This is a genomic window from Blautia sp. ZXY-1-C6 (assembly GCF_056339875.1).
The window spans coordinates 1-5028 of the sequence record NZ_JBWJVQ010000139.1 but is presented as its reverse complement, the minus strand read 5'-3'; the positions used below and the strand labels follow the sequence as shown (position 1 = coordinate 5028).

The 5028-nt window shown below is 44.2% G+C and carries 8 protein-coding genes; 3 read left to right on the top strand and 5 right to left on the bottom strand.

Features of this window, described 5'->3' with window-relative positions; genetic code table 11:
- Positions 1-773 (bottom strand): diphosphate--fructose-6-phosphate 1-phosphotransferase (locus AC075J_RS05585; RefSeq protein WP_476390126.1); only part of this gene is annotated, 773 nt, incomplete at its 3' end.
- A 522-nt stretch (positions 774-1295) separates the two neighbouring features.
- On the opposite strand from AC075J_RS05585, the gene AC075J_RS05580 reads away from it, so the two are divergent.
- The 3 genes from AC075J_RS05580 to AC075J_RS05570 all read left to right on the top strand — a co-directional run bounded on the left by AC075J_RS05580 (position 1296) and on the right by AC075J_RS05570 (position 3194).
- A complete protein-coding gene (locus AC075J_RS05580; protein ID WP_026648874.1) occupies positions 1296-2171 on the top strand; it encodes an aldose 1-epimerase family protein in 876 nt (291 codons plus the stop codon).
- A 149-nt stretch (positions 2172-2320) separates the two neighbouring features.
- Positions 2321-2485 carry a hypothetical protein gene (locus tag AC075J_RS05575; RefSeq protein WP_476390125.1) on the top strand — a complete coding sequence of 55 codons (165 nt, stop codon included), beginning with the start codon at positions 2321-2323 and terminating at the stop codon, positions 2483-2485.
- Entirely contained in the window at positions 2439-3194 is a 756-nt protein-coding gene (locus AC075J_RS05570; RefSeq protein ID WP_476390124.1) for a homocysteine S-methyltransferase family protein, read from the top strand. The genes AC075J_RS05575 and AC075J_RS05570 overlap by 47 nt, the downstream gene beginning before the upstream one ends.
- A gap of 256 nt (positions 3195-3450) precedes the next feature.
- Here the strand turns inward: AC075J_RS05570 and AC075J_RS05565 are convergent, their stop codons facing one another.
- From AC075J_RS05565 to AC075J_RS05550, 4 genes are all read right to left on the bottom strand, one after another.
- A complete protein-coding gene (locus AC075J_RS05565) occupies positions 3451-3666 on the bottom strand; it encodes a 4Fe-4S dicluster domain-containing protein (protein ID WP_476390123.1) in 216 nt (71 codons plus the stop codon).
- 40 nt (positions 3667-3706) lie between these two features.
- Positions 3707-4162 carry a DUF362 domain-containing protein gene (locus AC075J_RS05560; RefSeq protein ID WP_476390122.1) on the bottom strand — a complete coding sequence of 152 codons (456 nt, stop codon included), beginning with the start codon at positions 4160-4162 and terminating at the stop codon, positions 3707-3709.
- 169 nt (positions 4163-4331) lie between these two features.
- Positions 4332-4598 (bottom strand): hypothetical protein, encoded by a 267-nt coding sequence (locus AC075J_RS05555; RefSeq protein WP_476390121.1) that lies wholly within the window; start codon positions 4596-4598, stop codon positions 4332-4334.
- 113 nt (positions 4599-4711) lie between these two features.
- The coding region (locus AC075J_RS05550; protein WP_476390120.1) for a putative PEP-binding protein at positions 4712-5028 on the bottom strand (317 nt) is incomplete at its 5' end.

The following is a 5028-nucleotide window of genomic DNA, read 5'->3' as shown; positions in this document are numbered from 1 at the left end:
ACATATCTTCCGTCTGCCAGCTTGATTCCCTCGGAAACTGCGATTACAATAGATGCTTTTTTATTCAGAAGATCTTTTACTTTTGCAAGGAATTTCTCAACATCAAAAGGAACTTCCGGCAGATAGATCAAATCCGGTCCGTCGCAGTCCTCAGATTTTGCTAGTGCTGTGGCACCTGTAAGCCATCCGGCATTACGTCCCATAATCTCCATGATCGTAATCATATTTTTCTTATAAGTAAGTCCCAGTGCATCGCGGATCACTTCTTTTGTGGATGCGCCGATATATTTTGCAGCACTTCCAAATCCGGGTGTATGGTCTGTCAGCGCCAGGTCATTGTCGATTGTTTTCGGAACACCAAGGAACTTCTGAGTCTGTCCTGTGAGAATCGCATAATCAGACAGTTTCTTGATCGTATCCATGGAATCATTTCCGCCAATGTAGATAAACGCATAGATATCCAGTTTATTTAAGATCTCAAAAATTTTCTCATAAATTGCTTTATCTTCGTGAATTTCAGGAAGCTTGTAACGACAGGAACCTAAAAATGCAGATGGTGTTCTCTTGAGTAATTCGATATCCAGTTCTGAATGAATCTGTGTTGACAGATCAATATACTGTTCATCCAACAGTCCCTGAATGCCGTGAAGCATTCCGTATACTTTGTCAAATCCTCGTTCAATGGCATTCTTATAAACTCCGGCAAGACTGGAATTGATTACTGCAGTAGGTCCTCCTGATTGTCCAACAATGATATTTCTTTTTTTCGCCATAGCAATGACCTCCTTGTTTTCACGTTTTGTTCATTATGTCTTAGAGTGTGTCTGAAAAATGCTTTACGCAAGATGTGCGTCACAATTTTTCAGACACGCTCTGGTCCCGCAGGACTCGTTGAGGTAAATTGTAACAAATTTTTTTTTGTTCGTCAATCATTTATTGTGGTTTTTACACATATGATTTCTGTATTTCGTCACTATATCCGTGTATTTTTCGTTTTATCGCAATATTTCAAGTTTGTTTTTATGTATTTATAACTATATTTAATCCTGTCCATGTGTTATACTTATAAACAGATTGATTCCGGCATCAAGTTATAGTAATCCTCTAAAATAATGCATTTAAGAGGATTGCTATAAATCAAAACCTTTTTGAAAATTGCCGGACATCAATATCCGTGACTATTCGGTGCCTTCGCAGTTACGAACCAAAATGCATTTCAAATCACCTTCGGTGATTTGCAGAATACTGCCAGCTGAACAGTTACACAATATTTATCGATCAAGGAGGATTCATTTATGATCCATACAATTGAAAACGACTATCTTAGAGTATCTGTAGACGATCATGGTGCTGAGCTTTGCAGCATTTTTGATAAAGTACATAACAGAGAAGTGATCTGGCAGGCAGATCCGGCTTACTGGAAACGCCACGCACCGGTTCTTTTCCCTAATGTGGGACGTCATTTTGAGGATCACTATCGTATTAATGGAGTCGAATATCCCTCCAGTCAGCATGGGTTTGCCAGGGACAGCGAATTTACCTGCGTGGATATGACTGCTGATTCCATCACCCATAGGCTGAAATCTTCTGATGCCACAAGAGAAAATTATCCATATGATTTTGAGCTGAAGATCAAGCATGTTCTGGAGAAGAACCAGGTCAGTGTATGCTGGGAAGTGATCAGCCTTAATGATGAAACCATGTATTTTACAATTGGCGGCCATCCTGCATTCAATGTACCTGCCGGAGGAATTGGCTCCCAGGAGCAATATCATCTTACTTTCGACGGCCGGGATTCCCTCTCCTATCTGCTGATCGACATGTCATCAGGCACCGCGGTCGCAGATAAAGCTTATACACTGGAGCTTGAGAATGGTTCCTGCCTTATCGATGCTCACATGTTTGACAAAGATGCCCTTATTTTTGATGACCAGATTGAAAAGGCCGGCATCGCTTTCCCTGACGGAACTCCTTATGTGGAACTGATCTGTCATGGATTTCCAAGCTTTGGCATCTGGTCCGTCCCGGGTTCTCCTTTTGTATGTCTGGAACCATGGATGGGACGCTGTGATGATTTTGGATTTAAGGGCGAGCTTCCGGAAAAGAAATATATCAACACTCTGGACAAGGATGAAATTTTTACTGCATCATATGAAATAAAAATTTATTAATTTTCTCCATTTATCCTGAAAGCTGTGCTATAATGTCACAGTATATGAAAGTCATCCTGTCCGGTATCCACGAATTTACCCATGCAGACATGACTGATTCATGGCAGCCACTCAGGACTTTCATAGAAAAACACAGGAGGGAAATTTCCATGACTAGAGAAGAATTTCAGAAGCTGACACAGGATGTTGTACTGCTCGACGGAGCAACCGGTTCCAATCTTATGGCCGCCGGAATGCCAAGAGGAATCTGTAGGAAGAACATCGATCATGGAGCACAAAGAAGTTCTGCAGAAGCTGCAGAAGGCTTATGTTGAAGCAGGAAGCCAGATCGTATACGCACCTACTTTCGGCGGAAACCGTTACAGTCTCGGACTTCACGGACTGCAGGATAAGCTTGCGGAAATGAACCATGCACTTGTAAATATTTCCAGAGAGGCAGTAGGACATAAGGTCTATGTTGCCGGTGATATTACCACAACAGGCAAGATGATGGAGCCTGCCGGTGATCTCACCTATGAGATGGCATATGAAACATACTGTGAACAGATTAAGGTTCTTGAGGATGCAGGTGTTGATCTGATCGCTGCGGAAACCATGATCAATATCGAGGAAACACTTGCTGCACTGGATGCTGCTGCATCCGTAAGTTCTCTTCCTGTAATGTGTACAATGACCGTAGAAGCTGACGGAAGCATTTTCAGCGGAGGAAATGCTATGGAGGCTGCGATCGCCCTTGAGGGTGCAGGTGCTGTGGCAGTTGGGATCAACTGTTCTGTAGGACCTGACCAGCTGGTATCCGTTGTCCGCAATATCAAAGAGAACGTATCCATTCCTGTCATCGCTAAACCTAATGCCGGTATGCCGACGATTGATGATCAGGGAAATGCCATTTACAGTATGGACGCCAAAAGCTTTGCAGAACATATGAAGGTTCTGATCGAAAATGGTGCGTCTGTTGTCGGAGGATGCTGTGGTACTACTCCGGAATTCATCCGCGAGATAAGCAGAAGCCTCGGAAGATAGATTTTGTATCTTCGACAGCCATAGTCAGACGAATAACGAATATTCGCAGCCAAAGCAGGGAACTTTCCTGATTCGGTTAAAGAGGGATATGACTCAAAAAAGCACATAACTTAGGATAGAATCTGTCTCAATCCGAGATATTCTCATCCTCTGTTATGTGCTTTTTGGTAATTGTCCGGCTTCCCTCTGTCCTGATCCTGCGAAAATACCATGGCAATTCTATAAACAGTTGCGCTTTTTATTATCTGCTTTTCATCTACTTCACTTTGATTGCTTTTTTCGGGCACATCTCCTGGCAGCAGAAACAGCGGATACACTTTCTGTAATCATATACCGGCGGCTTTCCTTTGCCTTTTCTGAAATCCACAGCTTTCCCCGGAACCGGACAGCTCTGCACACAGATCCCGCAGCGAACACATTTATCAGCTTCTATATATGGTTTTTTCTGAAAAATGTTTAACGCTCCCGCCATTCTTGTCCAGATATTCTTTCGCACTTCTGTACGGTCTACATTAAAAGCCCGGATTTCCGTATTTTTTCACTGCCTCTGCCATGGAAATCTCCCCGTCTGGTGTCAGAAGGGTAATCTCCTCTCTCTCTTCCACTGTACCAAGTCCCATTTTCTCACCATGATAGTTCGTCGGAACCATCTCCGGTTTCAGATAAACCAGACGGCTGAATACACTGTCCAGTGCAACCGGATCCGTGACATCGGCAGTACATTCATACGGAACCGGATTCCCCGAACCCGGTCCGTTGCCCTCCATGGCCACAATCCCATCCATCACATACAGCTTCGGTGCCACACATTTATTCAGATCAATAAGCATTCTGGCAAATCTGTCCGCACTCGGGTACTGCGTGTGCCCCTTCGCTTTATGGAATCCATATATAAACCCATAGCTGTTCTTAACCGCACCGGTGATACGTTCTAATGCATGTGTTTTCATCTTGCTCAGGGAAATCACACAGTCCTGCTCCAACAGTTCTTTTGGCAGGATAAATTCCTTTGCCGACTCCCTGCGGATAAGCAGTTTTCACGCCCTCAGAATAATCAACAGCCGGAATATGATATTTCTCCAGATAAGTATCCATTCCTGTTCCGCGGATCACTGCTGAAGTGGTTCCATGACCGGGCTATCCTGCAAGCACAATATTCTCATACCCACTTTCACGCAGGATTCCCGCAAAGGCTCCTACTACAACACCCGGATGTGTAATCACTGCTTTCTCTACCTCTGCTTTTTTCAGCAGATTCGGCTTCAGCAGGATCTTCGCATCCTTTGGAATCAGAGTCTCCACTCCACCCAGAAAATCCAGCCCCTGTTTCAGCAGCATATAGATTTTTTCTTCATCATATTCCCGGCAGGGAAGTAATACCACTTTACTTTTCACCAAATTCACGCACCTTTATCATCTCCGGACAGATCCACCTGTCTCAGTGCTTTTCTCTACCGGCAAAATACATGCCGGCACTACAGAGAGACAGTCCACACCCATCCTCAGAAATTCTTCTGTCAGGGCAGTATCTGCAGCAAAGTTCCCCACAGACAGCAGACACGTCTGTTTTCTGCATGTCCCGCTTCGATCACCATTTGAATCATACGCAGTACTGCCGGGTGATGGTCATTATATTTCTTGCGCAGAAGCGGATTCTGTCTGTCCATCGCCAGTGTATACTGACTCAGGTCATTGGTTCCAAGACTCAGGAAATCCACTCTTCTGGCAAGCTCCCGGCCCATCATGACTGCTGCCGGAGTCTCGATCATGATTCCTGTCTTAATATGTTTATACGGAATTCCTTTTTCATCCAGCCCGATCTTTACTTCCCGGA

Excerpts from the sequence above, each read along its gene's own strand:
- AC075J_RS05580 (WP_026648874.1), top strand. The coding sequence starts at position 1,296 with ATGATCCATACAATTGAAAACGACTATCTTAGAGTATCTGTAGACGAT.
- AC075J_RS05575 (WP_476390125.1), top strand. The coding sequence starts at position 2,321 with ATGACTAGAGAAGAATTTCAGAAGCTGACACAGGATGTTGTACTGCTC.
- AC075J_RS05570 (WP_476390124.1), top strand. The coding sequence starts at position 2,439 with ATGGAGCACAAAGAAGTTCTGCAGAAGCTGCAGAAGGCTTATGTTGAA.
- AC075J_RS05565 (WP_476390123.1), bottom strand. The coding sequence starts at position 3,666 with ATGGCGGGAGCGTTAAACATTTTTCAGAAAAAACCATATATAGAAGCT.